The organism is Rhizobium leguminosarum (assembly GCF_004123835.1).
Lineage (GTDB): Bacteria > Pseudomonadota > Alphaproteobacteria > Rhizobiales > Rhizobiaceae > Rhizobium > Rhizobium leguminosarum_M.
The window spans coordinates 1,158,842-1,173,635 of record NZ_MZMU01000003.1; the positions used below are offsets into that span (position 1 = coordinate 1,158,842).

Sequence of the window (14,794 nt, forward strand, 5' to 3'; positions counted from 1 at the left end):
CCGCGCGTCTTTTCAGACGCGCAAAGGACGCCGTAACACTTCCTATGCGCTAGCGAGGCGGTCTTCACAGGAGCCGTATCGCCGAAGTGCCGATGATGATCATCGACACCGCCACCATCAGCGGCCGCACTGGCAGTCGTTTGACGAGGATCGCGCCGAAGGGGGCGGCGATGACGCCGCCGATGATCAGGCCGATCGCCGAATCGAGTTCTGACCAGCCGAGCGTCAGGATGAAGGTCAGGGAAATCGTCAGCGTCACTGCGAATTCGGTGAAATTGGTCGAGCCGATCACCCGCTTCAGGTCATGGCCGCGGCTGACGAGCGAACTGGTGACGATCGGCCCCCATCCGCCGCCGCCGATCGCATCGAGAACGCCGCCGCAAAACCCGACCGGCGGCACCATCCAGTCGCGAACATCCCGTTTCGGCGGCGGCCGAAAGGCCTTGTAGAGGATCACCAGCCCGATTGCGATCAGATAGGCCGACACGAAGGGCTCGATCGCCTTGCCGTCGATATTGGCAAGCAGATAGGCCCCGATCGCGCCGCCGATCATGCCGGCCGGTGCGAGCCGCGCCACCAGACGCCAGTCGACGTTGCGATGATAGGCATGCGAGATGCCCGAGGCGGCGGTGGTGAACATTTCCGCGACATGCGTCATGGCGCTGGCATTGGCCGCCGGCACTCCGAAGGCGAGAAGGCTCGTCGTCGACAATACGCCGAAGGCCATGCCGAGCGCGCCGTCGACGATCTGCGCGCAGAAACCCACGACGATGAAAAAGAAGATATCCGATGTCATGCAGTCCCCTCAGACGAACGGTAGCATTACAGCGCCGCGCGTCTTTAGACGCGCAAAGGACGCTGTAACACTTTGAATTGCCGCATAACTCCTTAAAGCGATTCCGGTTTAAGGAATTATGCGGCAGAACCCGCGACGCGGGGAAAAAATTTCCGGTCTCAGCCGGCAAGTCCGCGCTGCTTCAGCCGGATGATCTTGAAGAAGCCGTTCGGAAAGACCGGCAGGATATCGGCAGCGGCAAAATCGCCGCGGCGCTCGGCCCAGGCGACGATGCGGTGAATGCGGAAGGCGGAGGACCAGCCGATGTGACGCACCAGCGGCGCCACTGCCGCCTCGATCGCACCCTGCAGACCGGCGCCGTCGCCAAGCTTGCTGGCGAGGATGATCTCGCCGCCCGGCCTCAGCACCCTGGCGCATTCGTCCAGCGCCCGTTCGGGTTCGGGGATGAGCGTGATGACGAAGGGCAGGCAGACGGTATCGAAAGACCGGTCGGTAAAGGTAAGCGCATGCGCATCCATCACCTCCAGCGCCTGCACATGCTCAAGGTTTTCGCGTTTCGCCTTTTCACGCGCCCGCGCGATCATGTGTTCGGAAATGTCGATGCCGGTCACCCGGCAGTGGCGCGGGTAATGCCCGAGCGTCAGGCCGGTGCCGACGCCGATCTCCAGGATGTCGGTGCCGGCCGCAGCGGCGAGGGCTGCAAGCTTGCGGTGACCATCGCGCAGGATGCCGCGATAAACCCGGTCATAGACCGGTGCCCAGCGCTGATAGATTTTCTGCTGATCTTCCGCCCTGCTGCGAAGCTCTGACATGCCGGCACCTCCCCAGAAAATTCCAGGAAAAGTGAAAGCGGTTTTCCAGGAATTGCATAAAACAAAAGATTTGAGCGGTTCTGCGCTTCTATGAAAAGCGCAAACCGCCCTAAAGCCCAGCCTTTCAACTCCTAAGGGTAGGCTCCGGTTCCCCACGAAATGTGACGCAAGGCACAGATTCTCACCTGCGATCACTTTGGGGGCACCTGGGTGCAATCCAAGGCAGCCTATTTGGCCGGCGTGAGACCGAGCGTCTTGGCGTCCAGCTCGCTGCCGATCTCGACGGTTTTCTTTTGCTTGTCGTAGACGCAGATCTGGGCGATCCGCCCCTTGGCTCCCTTCGGCTTGCCGGTCACCAGGGCAAGCCCGTAATGCGAGCTGCCGAAGGGATCGACGGTGGCGCTGGGCTTCTCGATCGTGACCGCTGCCTTCTCGCATTTGGCCTCGACGTCGGCGGCGAGCTGCTTCCAGGCCTCATCGGAGGAGGCATGCGCCGCACCTGAAAGCGAAAGCAGCGCGGCGGCAGCGAGAAGCTGGATTATATTCCTGTTCATATCGGGTCTCCGTTGATCTCCATAACAGGCAAAGTGGTTTTCGGGGCGGGTATTCCCATCGATTTGCCCAAGCGATTTCTACGCGCGACTCCAACCCTGCAACTGAGGCAAATTTTCCTCCGGCCGGTCGTTTTTTGATAATTCGCCGGTTGCCTCTCCCCCTTTCCCCTCCTATGTTCCGCCTCACCTGCCGAGACGCAATCTATTGCCAAGAGGAGATCTGACATGGCTTTCGAATTGCCTGAACTTCCCTATGACTACGAAGCGCTTGCTCCCTTCATGTCGAAGGAAACGCTGGAGTTCCACCACGACAAGCACCACAAGGCCTATGTCGACAACGGCAACAAGCTCGCCGCCGAAGCCGGTCTTTCGGACCTGTCGCTCGAAGACGTCGTCAAGAAGTCCTTCGGCACCAATGCCGGCCTCTTCAACAACGCCGCCCAGCACTACAACCACATCCATTTCTGGAAGTGGATGAAGAAGGGCGGCGGCGGCAACAAGCTGCCGGGCAAGCTCGAAGCTGCCTTTACCTCCGATCTCGGCGGCTACGACAAGTTCAAGGCCGATTTCGCCAATGCCGGCGCCACCCAGTTCGGCTCCGGATGGGCCTGGGTTTCCGTCAAGAACGGCAAGCTCGAAATCTCCAAGACCCCGAACGGCGAAAACCCGCTGGTTCACGGCGCCACCCCGATCCTCGGCGTCGACGTCTGGGAACATTCCTACTACATCGACTATCGCAACGCCCGCCCGAAATATCTCGAGGCCTTTGTCGATAGCCTGATCAACTGGGACTACGTCCTGGAACGTTACGAAGAAGCCACGAAGTAAGCGGTACCAGGCTCGCCGCCATGGCGGCGATGTCGTCAGCCTCTTAGAATTTGACACCCGGTGCCCTAAACGCCGGGTGTTTCGTTTTCACGCGAAGCCGTCACATCCCTGTCATCGGCCGCTCCTAATCACGCCCCATGTCTTCTTCCTCTTCTCCCCCATTCCGCTTCGGCATCATCGCCGACCCGCAATATGCCGCGATCGCGCCGCATGTGGCCATGGATCGCCATTACGCCAACAGCCTTGCCAAGGTCGCCGCGGCGATCGAGGTCTTCAATGGAGAGGAGCTGAGCTTCGTGATGACGCTCGGCGATGTCATCGACCGAAACTTTTCAAGCTTCGACGATATACTGCCGGTCTATGAGCAGCTCAGGCACGAGGCGCTCTTCCTGCTCGGCAACCACGATTTCTCGGTCTCTGCGGGGCATCTCTCCGAAGTCGCCGCGCGTCTCGGCATGCCGTCGCCCTATTACAGCTTCTTGCGCTACGGCTGGCGCTTTATCGTGCTCGACGGCAATGAGGTCAGCATCTTCGCGCCGCCCGAAGGCCATCATCATCGTGCGCTTGCCGCCGAGATGCTGGCGGAGCTGCAGGCCAAGGGTGCGAGGAACGCCCATCGCTGGAATGCCGCGCTGAGCGACGAGCAGTTCGCCTGGCTTGGCGATGAAATCGCAAAAGCGGCCGAGGCCGGCGAGAAGGTGATCGTCATGAATCACTATCCGGTGCATCCGCCCAGTGAGCACGGCATGTGGGACAGCGACCGCATCGTCGCGCTGCTCGCCTCTGAGCGCAATGTCGTCGCCTATCTCAACGGTCACGACCATGTCGGCAATTACGGCATGGCCGGCGGCTGCCACTTCGTCAATTTCAAGGGCGTGGTCGACACCGAGACGGAAAACGCCTTCGCCATCGTCGAGGTCGATGCCGGCCGCATCGAGATCCGCGGCTTCGGCCGGGAGCCGAGCCGCACGCTGTCCATCTAACTGATTGCCGGCTCAGCCGGCATCGCCTTCATTTCACTGATGTCGCGCTTCGGTGGTGTCCCGAACATGCGGGCATATTCGCGGCTGAACTGGGAGGCGCTCTCGTAACCCACCTGATAGGCCGCGTTTGCGGCGTTGAACCCATCGGTCACCATCAGCCGCCGGGCCTCGAGTAGCCGCAACTGCTTCTGATACTGCAGCGGCGTCATCGTGGTCAGGATTTTGAAATGCTGGTGGAAGGAGGAAGGGCTCATCCTGGCTGCCGCCGCAAGCTTTTCCACCCGGACGGCGTCCGCAAAATTGCCGCGCAACAGGTAGATGGCCTCGGCCACGCGGCGCGTATGGCTGTCGGGCAATGCAAGCTTGCAGACCTCATCGCCATTTTTTCCGGAAAGCAACCAGAAACTGATCTCTCGCATGATTGCCGGATGAAGGATTGGGATTGCCTTGGGCGTTGCGAGCGTTCGGATCAGTCTCAGTATGCAGTCCTGCAGCTCGGGGCCGAATTCTTGTACGAAAACACCCGGCCCGCCGTCGCCTGCCGGCCTCGGCGGTGCATCCATCTCCTCCAGCACCTCGCGCAGGATAGTGACGTCGAGTTCCAGGTTGATGGCGATCATCGGCCGTTCGGCACTGGCTTTCGTCACCTGTCCGAAGGCCGGCATCTCGACGCTGATGATAAGCGCTTGCATCGCTTCGTAATCGAAAAGGCGGTCTCCGAACATGAGCTGCTTGGCGCCATCGACGATGATGCAGAGCGCCGGTCGGTAGATCGCCGGTTTCGGCATGGAGAGAGTGCTGGAACGCATCAGGAAAAAACCGTCGATAGCGGTGGCGAAGAGGCCGTCACCGCCGCCATTTGCATCCATGTACCCATTGAGCGCCTGCTTCAGATCTGCGGACATCTTAGTCTCCAGTGAACGCGGGGTCGGTCTGCCGCGCCGGTGAGGATGATCTTAATCTCTCAGCCCGGCTGGGCAAGGCGTTTGGAGGAATAGGCAAGAAATTGCAGGGTTTCGGCATTCAGGATTCCAGGCTTGCTGCGCATAAACTGGTCTATCAAAACATCAGGAGTACCTGAAATGCCTAACCAGAATTCAACCTCGAAAATCGCAATCGTAACCGGCGGAAGCCGCGGCCTGGGCCGCAACACGGTCGTCAATCTGGCAAGGAGCGGCGTCGATGTGATCTTGACCTACAACTCGAACCGCGACGAGGCGGAGCAGGTCGTCGCTGAGATCGAGGCGCTGGGCCGCAAGGCCGCTGCACTTCAACTTGATGCCGGCAACGTGGCGGCGTTCGATGCCTTTGTCGAAAGTGTTCGCGAGATCCTCAAGGGCTGGGGGCGAGAGCATTTCGACTTTCTCGTCAACAATGCCGGCACCAGCTACCACGCCCCGATTTTGGAGACGACCGAAGCGGAGATGGACAAGCTTTACAACCTGCATTTCAAGGGGGTCTTCTTCCTCACGCAGAAGCTCCTGCCGGTGATCGAGGACGGCGGCCGCATCGTCAACCTCTCCAGCGGTCTTGCCCGCATGGCCATGGTCGGCGCTTCGGCGTACGGCTCGATAAAGGGCGCAGTCGAGGTGCTGACGCGCTACATGGCCAAGGAGCTTGGCCCTCGCGGCATTGCCGTCAATACCGTCGCCCCGGGCGCCATCGAAACCGATTTCAGCGGCGGCATGGTGCGGGACAATCCGGAGATCAACCGTGCAGTCGCCTCCATGACCGCACTGGGCCGCGCTGGCGTGCCCGACGATATCGGGCCGATGATCGCCTCCCTGTTGAGCGATGCCAACCGTTGGGTCAATGCCCAGCGTATCGAGGTTTCCGGCGGCATGTCGCTCTGAATAATCGCGATTGGGCGAATAGCTAGACGGCGATCGGTTTCTCCGCCCAACCGCTGGTCCAGAGTTCCCGCAGCCGGTCGCCGTCACCCTTGAAGAAATCCTCAGCTGTTGCGCAGCGCTCCACCCGGTCGCTGCGGAAATTGCGGATCGCCTGGCGCAGCTCGCACCAGGCGACGATATTGGCGGTTTGCGAATAATAGATCAGCGCGATCGGCCGGATCGTCCGCTCGCTTGCGCGGCCGAGCTCGTCGCAGTAGCCGAGCATCAGCTTGCGTTCGTCGCGGATCGCGCGGCGCACGATCGCCAGGTCGAAGCCTGCCGGCTGCGCAATCGAGCCCCACGCATAAAGCGCCTTGTTGTCCATCGCCTGGCGCAGCGGCGGCGGCACGGCGCCGGCAATCTTCTGGTTCACCCGGCGCGCAGCCTGTTTCAGCTCCTCGTCCGCCGTCCGTTCGAGCAGCGCCAGTGACAGCACGATCGCCTCCATCTCCTCGATTGAGAACATCAGCGGCGGCAGGTCGAAGCCCGGCCGCATGATGTAGCCGATGCCGCGCCCGCCTTCGATCGGCACCCGCATCGCCTGAAGTGCGGCGATGTCGCGATAGATCGAGCGCACGGTTACCTCGAGCGTCTCGGCCATCGTCGCCGCCGTCATCGGCTTTTTTGCCAGCCTGAGGATCTGAATGATCTCGAAAAGCCGCGAGGCCTTGCGCATTTTTGCCTCTCCCATCCGTCACGCTCCTGACAATACACTGTCAGTTGGGTTCCCGTATAGAGCCGCCTATCAGATTGAAATCAATCAGGGTCTTTCAAAATGGCCTGCAGAACTCAAGGCGGTAACTGACATGAACTACCACGAAAACCTCTGGCTCTTCTTCACCCTTCTCTTCGGCATCATCATCGTGCCGGGCATGGACATGCTCTTCGTGCTCGCCAATTCGCTGACCGGCGGCGTCAAGCGCGGGCTGGCGGCGACCGGCGGCATCATGGCCGGGGGTGCTGTACATTCGGCCTATGGCGCGGCCGGCGTCGGCGTGCTCGTCACCATGCTGCCGCAGTTCTTCAACGTGCTGCTCTTTGCCGGCGTTGCCTACATGATCTGGATCGGAATTTCGCTGATCCGCAGCTCGATCACCGTCGAGGCGGTTGGGCCGGGAACGGCACGCTCCGGCTGGCGCGCCTTCCGCCAGGGCGCCGTCACCTGCCTGGTCAATCCGAAGGCCTATATCTTCATGTTTGCCGTCTATCCGCAGTTCCTCAGACCGGAATATGGCCCGATCTGGATGCAGGGGCTGATCATGGGCGCCATGACCGTCGTCACCCAGTTCGCCATTTACGGCACGCTGGCGATGACGGCCGGCCGCAGCCGCGACCTGCTCGTCTCAAACCCTGACGTTACGGCCTTTGTCGGCCGCTTCGCCGGACTGCTGCTGGTTGCGGTCTCCGCCTTCAGCCTCTGGCAGGGGTGGAAAAGCGCCTGAACCACCCCGCCTATCACATTGTTTTTATGATGATCCGGCAAAACGTGACTGCCCGGATGCATGGATTTTGTCATGCTGCCGGTGCAGATTGGCCATCGGCCAGCTTGGCCGAGGAAAAAGGGAGAGCAATATGAATTGGAAAGCAGCAGCTGCAGCCGTTGCCATGGCCGGCATGGCCTTCGGTTCGGTGACCGCCGCCGACGGCACCCATGATTCGCGGGTTGCGTTGATGAAGCAGATCGGCGGTTCGGCCGGGGCCTTGGCAGCCATTGCCAAGGGCACCAAGCCCTATGACGCCGAAGCGGTGAAGGCGGCGCTGACGACGATTGCCACAACGGCCAAGGTCTTCCCCGACCAATTCAAGCCGGGCACGGAGACGGGCGACGAAGCGGCGAGCCCGAAGATCTGGGAAAACATGGACGACTTCAAGGCGCGCGCCGCCAAGCTTTCCGCTGATGCCGAAACCGCGCTGGCTCAGCTTCCGGCCGATCCCGCGGCCATTGGTGCGACGATGAACACGCTCGGCGCCAATTGCGCCGGCTGTCACAAGGCCTATCGCCTCGGCAAGTGAGCGATAGGCCTTTTTCATCTGGAGCAATTCCAGCAAAAGTGTGCAGCGGTTTTTGCGTCCGGGATTGCGTAAAACAAAAGAAAGTACACGATCCGCGCCGGCCTTGTCGTCGGCGCGGATCGCCTTATTCTCCGCGCGTTGCGGACTGGTCACCGGATCGGCCGACGGGGACATCTTGACAATAGGGGAGGCGGCGCATGGTCCGCAGGTTCATCCGGTTACTGCTCTGTCTGATCGGCGTCGCCGTCCTCGGCGGAGGCGCCTTCTATCTCGTCACCGCACCCGATCCGCTGCCGGAGAGCCATTGGGCCGGTCTCGGCGCGCCGGATCCGGCAAATGGTCAGATGGTTTTCTGGGCGGGCGGCTGCGTCAGCTGTCATGCCGCGCCCGGTTCCGAAGGCGATGCCAAGCTGACACTCTCAGGCGGCCTGGCGCTGAAGAGCCCCTTCGGGACCTTCCATGTGCCGAACATCTCACCCGATGAAACGGCCGGCATCGGCGGCTGGACACTTGCCCAGTTCGGCAACGCCATGAAGCGCGGCGTCGGACCGGGCGGGCAGCATCTCTACCCGTCTTTCCCCTATAGCTCTTATTCCCGCATGAGCGACAAGGACGTCAACGATCTCTTCGCCTTCCTGAAAACCCTGCCGAAGAGCGCAAACGTCGCGCCGCCGCATGAACTGCCGTTCCCCTTCAACATCCGGCTGGCGCTCGGCGGCTGGAAATTCCTCTATCTCAACGACCAGCCGCGCGTCGCCCTGGCAAAGAGTGACGACAAGATCAAGCGCGGGCAATATCTCGTCGAAGGCCCCGGCCATTGCGGCGAATGCCATACGCCGCGTGATGCGCTCGGCGGCTTCCAGGCCGATGTGTGGCTTGCCGGCGCGCCCAATCCGGAAGGCAAGGGCCGCATACCCGATATCACCCCGGCCTCCAAAAGCATCGGCAGCTGGAGCGAGGCCGATATCGTGAACTACCTCGAAACCGGCTTCACCCCCGATTTCGATTCCGTCGGCGGCTCGATGGTCGATGTGCAGCAGAACATTGCCCATCTGCCGGCCTCCGACCGCGAGGCGATCGCCGCCTATCTGAAGGCCGTGCCGGGCCGCTAGAGCAACTCCAGCAAAAGTGCACAGCGGTTGCGTCCGGAATTGCGTGAAAACAAAGAGATAGAGCATGTCGTGGGTCGTCGAGAACCGCCGCTTCTTTAGTGGCGCTCGACGCCCTTTGCGGCCAGGATGTCGTCAACGGCTGTCGACGTCAGAAATTCCGACAGCTGTTGGGCAGCTTCTGCATTCGTTGAATCGGCGCTGATGCCGATGGCGAAGTCGATGTAACTTTGGAGTTTTGCCGGAAACCGACCGACGAGCACGACCTCGGGAGCGGCGGCGAGAATCGACGTCACGGGAACGACCCCAAGCTCGGCTTCCCCACGGCCGACGGCCGGCGCTGTCTGCCCTCCTGATATGGCCACCAGCTTGGGCTTGACCTCATCGGCTATTCCCAAGCGTTCCAGTAAACCGGAGAAGTAGCCACCGCTAGTTCCGTCACTGGCGTAGGCGATGGATCTGGCGCTCTTCAACGCATGCGCAAATGCTTCCACGGACCTGATGTCGAGTGATCGGCTGCCTGCCTTGGCCGCCACCCCCATCGCTATCCGGCCGAACGCTATCTGGCTTCCCGCCTTGATTTTTCCCAAGGCGGTCAGATCCTGAACCAGGTTCGGATTGGTGATGACGAGGTCAAAAGCTTCCCCCGCTTCGATCTGCTTCTTTACAGCAGGATTAAGCGCCCACTGGGCCGCAACCGTGATTCCCGTGGCCGTTTCGAACTGGAATAGGAGAGGAAGAACGGCGGGCCGGACCGCAATAGCGCCAAAAAGCCGGATTTGCTGATTCATGGGCTAACCTGCAAACGGTTGAAACGATCTTCCTTGCGATTCCCAGTGACCCGATGGCATCCATCGTGTCGGCTGCCGAAACAAACCGACACTCAATGGATCATACAAGAGTCATACCGGGAATGCACTTATCGAACGCCCTTCTCAAGCGATCGACTGCATGTAGCGCATGCCGGTCACCGGGCGCGGGGTGAAATCCAGCTGTTCGTAGAAGCGGTGCGCCAGCACGTTTCCGGTGGCGGCGCTGACGGAGAGGTAGCCGCAGCCGGCATTGCGGGCGGTCTCGCGCGCCCGGTCGACGAGCAGCTGGCCGGTGCCGTGGCCGCGATGGCCGTCACGCACGAAGAGGTGGTGCAGGTCCATGCCGCGCTTGCCTTCCTGCGCCCTGTAGAGCGGCACGAGAATGGCGTAGCCGATCAGTCCTTCGCTGGTCTCGGCGACGAGCGCATTGATCCAGGGCAGGGCCCCAAAGAGGTCGCGCTCCAGCTGCTCCGGCGTTGTTGCAGCCGCATCGCCGTGATGGGCGGCAAGCAGGGCGATCATCTCGTTGAGCTCGGGCAGGTCGCGCGGCTTGGCGGCGCGGATCGTCACCACCGATGGGCGCATCAGTGAAATTTCGCTGTCTTCGATTTCGGTCATGTCTTCGCGTCCTTTGATATTCTGCCGTCAGGACGCTGCCGATACAACAAAGCCGCCTGACGGCGGCTTGTTGACAATATGATCTTGTCCGGCCGCCCTTTACAGGTACAGCCAAAAATACGAGCGGCTCTGGTGCGCGTTCTTGATCATGGATCATAGATCGTCGGAAACGCGGGTTTTGTCAATGGCGGATCGGGCGTGTCACGTCTCTTGCCGTCCGGTTGGCTCCAATGGCTGCCCCTCACCCTAACCCCTCTCCCCGTAAAACGGGGCGAGGGGACGTGCCCTGCGAGAGGTTGGTGGGGAACGGAGAGGGAGCGGCTATCCCCCTTCGCCCCGCGAGCGGGGAGAAGGTGCCGGCAGGCGGATGAGGGGCTGGTTTCGGCTGTCTCTTGAGCCCCGGCTTCACTCTTGATAATATACCCCCCTATATTATATAAGAACCGATCATGTCCCACACCACCCTGCAGAAAAAGAAGCTCGTCGCCCGCATCAGCCGCCTGAAGGGGCAGATGGAGGCGGTCGAGCGCGCGCTCGAGGCCGAGCGCCCCTGCGGCGAGATCCTGCAACTGCTCGCCTCGATCCGCGGCGCCCTGACCGGGCTGACCGGCGAGGTGCTCGACGATCACCTGCGCGAGCATGTGCTGAATGCCGCCGACGATGCGGCCAGGGCAGAGGCGGTCGAGGAAATATCGGAAGTCTTGAGAACCTATATGCGCTGAGCAATTCCAGGAAAAGTGTGAAGCGGTTTTCCCAGGAATTGCGTAAAAACAAAACTTAGAGCGACGAAGGAGCCTGTAATGCGTGCCGGAATCGAGAAGGCTGGAATGGATGCCCTGGAACATGATCACGTCTTCCTCGGCACTGAGCATGCGCGCAACGAGCGGCGCATCTGGCTGGTGATCGCGCTGACGGCGGTGATGATGGTGGCGGAAATCGCCGCCGGCACCGTCTACGGCTCGATGGCGCTGGTCGCCGATGGCTGGCACATGTCGACCCATGCCAGCGCGCTGCTGATTTCAGCGCTCGCCTATCTCTTTGCCCGGCGGCAGGCGCGCAATCCCCGTTTCACCTTCGGCACCGGCAAGCTCGGCGATCTCGCCGGTTTCGCCAGCGCCATCGTCCTCGCGCTGATCGCCCTGCTGATGGCCTGGGAGAGCCTGCTGCGCCTTTCCAATCCCGTGCCGATCGGCTTTGCCCAGGCAATCGCCGTGGCGGTGATCGGCCTTGCCGTCAATCTGGTGAGCGCCTGGCTGCTTGCCGGCGGCGGCCATGTCGCGCATGGCAATCATGCCCACGCCCATCACGGTCATGCGAATCATGGACATGGCGACCATGCCCATCACGCAAAGACCGGCGACAACAATATCCGCGCCGCCTATCTGCATGTCATCGCCGATGCCCTGACCTCCGTGCTCGCCATCGCGGCGCTGACGCTCGGCAGTCTTTACGGCTGGCACTGGCTCGATCCCCTGATGGGCATCGTCGGCGGGCTGGTGATCGCCAACTGGTCCTGGAGCCTGATGAAATCTTCGGGCGGCGTCCTTCTCGACGTCGTTCCTGAAGGCGAGACGCTGCCGGCAGAAATCCGCGGCGCCATCGAGACGGAGGGCGACCGGATCACCGATCTGCATGTCTGGCAGGTCGGCCCCGGCCATCATGCCGCAATCGTCGCCGTCCTCACCTCGCAGCCGCGCGACCCGGCTTTCTACAAGGGCAGGCTTTCGGGCCTGGAGGAATTGTCGCATGTGACGGTCGAGGTCACGCGCGCTGCCTGATCGGCGTGGGCGGACGACGGGGGGCCGCGGACAACAGGGGTCGCCCGGGGGTGACTATCGGTGCCGCCAAACCTTCACAGCCGAAATCAGAAGGATCACGGCGAGGGCTGGAAGCAGAAGACCATTCGGCACGAGGCCGAGCAGCCGCCCGCCGATGAAGGTTCCAACGATCGATCCCGCAGCCATCACCAACAGGAAGGTCTTGTTGCGACCGAGAACCGAAAAACTCTGATCCCGGCTATACCGCGTGAAGCCAACCAGCATTGTCGGCAGGCTCACGGCCAGGGAGAGGCTGCCGGCGAGTTTGATATCCGCACCGAAGAGCAGCACCAGCGTCGGAATCAGCAGCTCGCCTCCCGCCACGCCGAGTAGGGATGCGACAATCCCGATGATGAAGCCCGCGACAACGCCGGCAATCATCTGGGCATTTCCAGTCAGGAAAGGCTGACCCGCTGTCGCATCATGGCCAATGACCAAGACGATAGCGATTGCGACGAGCAGCGCGGCAATCACCTTGTACAGCGTTTCTGATTTCAGCCGTGTTGCCCATCCTGCTCCGAACCATGCGCCCAGCAAGCTTCCGGCAAGGAGATTGACGACGATCGGCCAATTCCCGGCAATCGCTCCAAAAGGTACCGTTGCTGCCCGGAACGGCAGGGCGGATGCAACGACAACCAGACTCATGGCCTTATTGAGAATGACCGCTTCGAGCGCCGCGAAGTTGAAAAGCCCGATCAGGAGCGGCAGCCGAAATTCGGCGCCGCCGAGGCCTATCAGGCCGCCGAGAGCGCCGATGATCCCGCCGCCGCCAAACGCCATGGGAAGGGCGCGGGGTTTCGAAAATGAAGCGACCGTTTCCTTAGGCATCGTTATAGTCCATAGAAGATATCGCTTCTTCTAGCCGGATATTTCCCGGTGCGCCAGTTGGGACACTGATGCCGGATTTCTAGCGCGATAAGATCGGCGCGGCGGACGACAACATCGCGCGAGACGGACGACAAAGACGACGTAGGGACTATAAGTCGCCGCAATCGCTCCTTAGCTCTGTCCTCCCGCCGGAGGATTCTATCCTCCTCAGCCGCCGGAGGATTTCATGAATATCAGCCTTACCCGCCGCCTGATGATAGGCTCGGCGCTTTGCCTGCCTGCGCTGGCGCTTGCCGCGCATGCAGAGGATAGTGCCGGAGAGGGCGACGACATCCAGCGCCGCCTTGCAGCGCTTGAAAAACGCACCGGCGGTCGTCTCGGCGTCTCGGTGCTCGATACCCAGACGAGCATCTCCTTCGGCTATCGCGGCAGCGAGGCTTTTCCTATGTGCAGCACCTTCAAGGCGCTGGCCGCGGCTTTCGTGCTTGCCAGGGCCGACAAGGGCGAGGAGAATCTCGATCGGCGGGTGACCTATGGCAAGGACAAGCTCGTCGATTACTCGCCGATCAGCGAAAAACATGCCGGGACCGATGGCATGACCGTCGCCGAACTCTGCGAGGCGGCGGTGACCGTCAGCGACAACACCGCCGGCAATCTGCTGCTCGAAAGTTTCGGCGGTCCGGCGGGGCTGACCGCATGGCTACGCTCGATCGGTGACGGCACGACGCGTCTCGACCGTACCGAGCCGACGTTGAACGAGGGCAGGAAGGGCGACCCGCGCGACACGACGACACCGGATGCTATGCTCGACACGCTCGGCAACCTGACGCTCGGCTCGGTCCTCACTGAAGCCTCCTCAGACAGGCTGATCGCCTGGCTGGTGGCGAGCACGACAGGCAAGGAGCGGCTCAGGGCCGGCCTGCCGGCGGATTGGAAGGTCGGCGACAAGACCGGCACTGGCCCGAATGGCTCTCTCGGCGATATCGCGGTGATCTGGCCGCCGGATCGCGGTCCGATCGTCGCCGCCGTCTATATCAGCGAGACGACCGCGCCGGTGAAGGAGCTCAACCCGGTCTTTGCCGAGGTTGGGCGTATGATCGTCGAGATGGTTTGAACCGGGAAAAATGCGGAAGCAGGTTTCCCAGGAGTTACGTAAAAACAAAAAGATAGAGCATCTGCTTGACAGACGAGCAGGAATTCAATGTCACGCGACATCCCAGCCCAGGAGATCGGCGAGACCAGCCCCTCATCCGGCTGCCGCCACCTTCTCCCCGCCTGCGGGGAGAAGGGATATGCCGCGACCTCTCCGTTCCCCGCTCGCTCTCGCAGGTTAGGGTGAGGGGCAGCCATCGGTGCGAACCGACAGCCGTGGACGGAGCCCGAGAAAATCACTGCAGTTCGAAACGCGCAGATTTTCCAGCGCTCAAGCAGCCGGAACGTCTTCCGCCGTCTCGGTGCCGTCATCCTCGATGCCGGCCATCTCGCGCTTGATCTGGTCGGCGACTTCCTTCTCGATTGCGGCGCGCTGGTCGGCCGGCATGGCAGCCAGATCGGCCTCGGTCAGATCGTGCTGCTCGAGGTAGCGGGCCCGGATATATTCCGCCGGCGTCATGTTGCCCCATTTGGAGAATTCGTCGACCAGGGCGTCAGGCGCAGCACTTGCCGCCACTTCTTCGTCGGAAGGCGGTTTGATATAAGGGCCTTCGGTGCTTTGAAGAGCCCAGATCGTATT

18 protein-coding genes are annotated in these 14,794 nt (G+C 61.6%); 9 read left to right on the plus strand and 9 right to left on the minus strand.

The window, feature by feature from the left end; all coding sequences use genetic code 11:
- Positions 1-64: 64 nt before the first annotated feature.
- The 3 genes from B5P46_RS09525 to B5P46_RS09535 form a co-directional block, all read right to left on the minus strand.
- Positions 65-796, minus strand: a complete 732-nt coding sequence (locus B5P46_RS09525; RefSeq protein WP_129418443.1) for a sulfite exporter TauE/SafE family protein — start codon at positions 794-796, stop codon at positions 65-67.
- A 158-nt stretch (positions 797-954) separates the two neighbouring features.
- A complete protein-coding gene (locus B5P46_RS09530) occupies positions 955-1,608 on the minus strand; it encodes a class I SAM-dependent methyltransferase (protein ID WP_129418444.1) in 654 nt (217 codons plus the stop codon).
- A 227-nt stretch (positions 1,609-1,835) separates the two neighbouring features.
- Positions 1,836-2,162, minus strand: coding sequence for a hypothetical protein (locus tag B5P46_RS09535; RefSeq protein ID WP_129418445.1), 327 nt, complete (start codon positions 2,160-2,162; stop codon positions 1,836-1,838).
- A gap of 225 nt (positions 2,163-2,387) precedes the next feature.
- On the opposite strand from B5P46_RS09535, the gene B5P46_RS09540 reads away from it, so the two are divergent.
- Positions 2,388-2,990, plus strand: a complete 603-nt coding sequence (locus tag B5P46_RS09540; protein WP_008528928.1) for a superoxide dismutase — start codon at positions 2,388-2,390, stop codon at positions 2,988-2,990.
- A gap of 137 nt (positions 2,991-3,127) precedes the next feature.
- Complete coding sequence (locus B5P46_RS09545; RefSeq protein ID WP_129418446.1) at positions 3,128-3,973, plus strand: metallophosphoesterase; 846 nt, start codon at positions 3,128-3,130, stop codon at positions 3,971-3,973.
- On the opposite strand, the gene B5P46_RS09550 is transcribed toward B5P46_RS09545, so the two are convergent.
- Positions 3,970-4,878 (minus strand): AraC family transcriptional regulator, encoded by a 909-nt coding sequence (locus B5P46_RS09550; protein ID WP_129418447.1) that lies wholly within the window; start codon positions 4,876-4,878, stop codon positions 3,970-3,972. The genes B5P46_RS09545 and B5P46_RS09550 overlap by 4 nt on opposite strands.
- Before the next feature lie 177 nt (positions 4,879-5,055).
- Here B5P46_RS09550 and B5P46_RS09555 point away from each other — a divergent pair, with 177 nt between their 5' ends.
- Positions 5,056-5,826: an SDR family NAD(P)-dependent oxidoreductase gene (locus B5P46_RS09555; RefSeq protein ID WP_129418448.1), complete on the plus strand. Its 771-nt coding sequence runs from the start codon at positions 5,056-5,058 to the stop codon at positions 5,824-5,826.
- 22 nt (positions 5,827-5,848) lie between these two features.
- Here the strand turns inward: B5P46_RS09555 and B5P46_RS09560 are convergent, their stop codons facing one another.
- Positions 5,849-6,541: a helix-turn-helix transcriptional regulator gene (locus tag B5P46_RS09560; protein ID WP_129418449.1), complete on the minus strand. Its 693-nt coding sequence runs from the start codon at positions 6,539-6,541 to the stop codon at positions 5,849-5,851.
- 130 nt (positions 6,542-6,671) lie between these two features.
- On the opposite strand from B5P46_RS09560, the gene B5P46_RS09565 reads away from it, so the two are divergent.
- From B5P46_RS09565 to B5P46_RS09575, 3 genes are all read left to right on the plus strand, one after another.
- Positions 6,672-7,307 (plus strand): LysE family translocator, encoded by a 636-nt coding sequence (locus B5P46_RS09565; RefSeq protein WP_129418450.1) that lies wholly within the window; start codon positions 6,672-6,674, stop codon positions 7,305-7,307.
- A gap of 130 nt (positions 7,308-7,437) precedes the next feature.
- Positions 7,438-7,878: a c-type cytochrome gene (locus B5P46_RS09570; protein WP_017959595.1), complete on the plus strand. Its 441-nt coding sequence runs from the start codon at positions 7,438-7,440 to the stop codon at positions 7,876-7,878.
- A gap of 197 nt (positions 7,879-8,075) precedes the next feature.
- A complete protein-coding gene (locus B5P46_RS09575) occupies positions 8,076-8,990 on the plus strand; it encodes a cytochrome c (protein WP_129418451.1) in 915 nt (304 codons plus the stop codon).
- Positions 8,991-9,085: 95 nt separating this feature from the next.
- On the opposite strand, the gene modA is transcribed toward B5P46_RS09575, so the two are convergent.
- Together modA and B5P46_RS09585 are read right to left on the minus strand one after the other, a co-directional pair.
- Positions 9,086-9,778, minus strand: coding sequence for a molybdate ABC transporter substrate-binding protein (gene modA, locus B5P46_RS09580; RefSeq protein ID WP_129418452.1), 693 nt, complete (start codon positions 9,776-9,778; stop codon positions 9,086-9,088).
- A 144-nt stretch (positions 9,779-9,922) separates the two neighbouring features.
- Positions 9,923-10,417, minus strand: a complete 495-nt coding sequence (locus B5P46_RS09585; protein WP_129418453.1) for a GNAT family N-acetyltransferase — start codon at positions 10,415-10,417, stop codon at positions 9,923-9,925.
- 449 nt (positions 10,418-10,866) lie between these two features.
- Between B5P46_RS09585 and dmeR the strand changes: the two genes are divergently transcribed.
- Complete coding sequence (gene dmeR, locus B5P46_RS09595) at positions 10,867-11,139, plus strand: Ni(II)/Co(II)-sensing transcriptional repressor DmeR (protein ID WP_003546569.1); 273 nt, start codon at positions 10,867-10,869, stop codon at positions 11,137-11,139.
- Positions 11,140-11,217: 78 nt separating this feature from the next.
- Positions 11,218-12,195, plus strand: coding sequence for a CDF family Co(II)/Ni(II) efflux transporter DmeF (dmeF, locus tag B5P46_RS09600; RefSeq protein ID WP_129418455.1), 978 nt, complete (start codon positions 11,218-11,220; stop codon positions 12,193-12,195).
- A gap of 54 nt (positions 12,196-12,249) precedes the next feature.
- Here dmeF and B5P46_RS09605 read toward each other — a convergent pair whose 3' ends face one another.
- Positions 12,250-13,062 carry a sulfite exporter TauE/SafE family protein gene (locus B5P46_RS09605; protein WP_129418456.1) on the minus strand — a complete coding sequence of 271 codons (813 nt, stop codon included), beginning with the start codon at positions 13,060-13,062 and terminating at the stop codon, positions 12,250-12,252.
- Positions 13,063-13,288: 226 nt separating this feature from the next.
- On the opposite strand from B5P46_RS09605, the gene bla reads away from it, so the two are divergent.
- On the plus strand, positions 13,289-14,176 hold the full coding sequence (bla, locus tag B5P46_RS09610; protein WP_129418457.1) for a class A beta-lactamase: 888 nt from the start codon (positions 13,289-13,291) through the stop codon (positions 14,174-14,176).
- Positions 14,177-14,485: 309 nt separating this feature from the next.
- Here bla and B5P46_RS34875 read toward each other — a convergent pair whose 3' ends face one another.
- The gene (locus tag B5P46_RS34875) at positions 14,486-14,731 is read right to left on the minus strand and encodes a hypothetical protein (RefSeq protein WP_245456131.1); all 246 of its coding nucleotides are present in this window, start codon (positions 14,729-14,731) and stop codon (positions 14,486-14,488) included.
- Positions 14,732-14,794: the final 63 nt, after the last annotated feature.

Excerpts from the sequence above, each read along its gene's own strand:
- B5P46_RS09525 (WP_129418443.1), bottom strand. The coding sequence starts at position 796 with ATGACATCGGATATCTTCTTTTTCATCGTCGTGGGTTTCTGCGCGCAG.
- B5P46_RS09530 (WP_129418444.1), bottom strand. The coding sequence starts at position 1,608 with ATGTCAGAGCTTCGCAGCAGGGCGGAAGATCAGCAGAAAATCTATCAG.
- B5P46_RS09535 (WP_129418445.1), bottom strand. The coding sequence starts at position 2,162 with ATGAACAGGAATATAATCCAGCTTCTCGCTGCCGCCGCGCTGCTTTCG.
- B5P46_RS09540 (WP_008528928.1), top strand. The coding sequence starts at position 2,388 with ATGGCTTTCGAATTGCCTGAACTTCCCTATGACTACGAAGCGCTTGCT.
- B5P46_RS09545 (WP_129418446.1), top strand. The coding sequence starts at position 3,128 with ATGTCTTCTTCCTCTTCTCCCCCATTCCGCTTCGGCATCATCGCCGAC.
- B5P46_RS09550 (WP_129418447.1), bottom strand. The coding sequence starts at position 4,878 with ATGTCCGCAGATCTGAAGCAGGCGCTCAATGGGTACATGGATGCAAAT.
- B5P46_RS09555 (WP_129418448.1), top strand. The coding sequence starts at position 5,056 with ATGCCTAACCAGAATTCAACCTCGAAAATCGCAATCGTAACCGGCGGA.
- B5P46_RS09560 (WP_129418449.1), bottom strand. The coding sequence starts at position 6,541 with ATGCGCAAGGCCTCGCGGCTTTTCGAGATCATTCAGATCCTCAGGCTG.
- B5P46_RS09565 (WP_129418450.1), top strand. The coding sequence starts at position 6,672 with ATGAACTACCACGAAAACCTCTGGCTCTTCTTCACCCTTCTCTTCGGC.
- B5P46_RS09570 (WP_017959595.1), top strand. The coding sequence starts at position 7,438 with ATGAATTGGAAAGCAGCAGCTGCAGCCGTTGCCATGGCCGGCATGGCC.
- B5P46_RS09575 (WP_129418451.1), top strand. The coding sequence starts at position 8,076 with ATGGTCCGCAGGTTCATCCGGTTACTGCTCTGTCTGATCGGCGTCGCC.
- modA (WP_129418452.1), bottom strand. The coding sequence starts at position 9,778 with ATGAATCAGCAAATCCGGCTTTTTGGCGCTATTGCGGTCCGGCCCGCC.
- B5P46_RS09585 (WP_129418453.1), bottom strand. The coding sequence starts at position 10,417 with ATGACCGAAATCGAAGACAGCGAAATTTCACTGATGCGCCCATCGGTG.
- dmeR (WP_003546569.1), top strand. The coding sequence starts at position 10,867 with ATGTCCCACACCACCCTGCAGAAAAAGAAGCTCGTCGCCCGCATCAGC.
- dmeF (WP_129418455.1), top strand. The coding sequence starts at position 11,218 with ATGCGTGCCGGAATCGAGAAGGCTGGAATGGATGCCCTGGAACATGAT.
- B5P46_RS09605 (WP_129418456.1), bottom strand. The coding sequence starts at position 13,062 with ATGCCTAAGGAAACGGTCGCTTCATTTTCGAAACCCCGCGCCCTTCCC.
- bla (WP_129418457.1), top strand. The coding sequence starts at position 13,289 with ATGAATATCAGCCTTACCCGCCGCCTGATGATAGGCTCGGCGCTTTGC.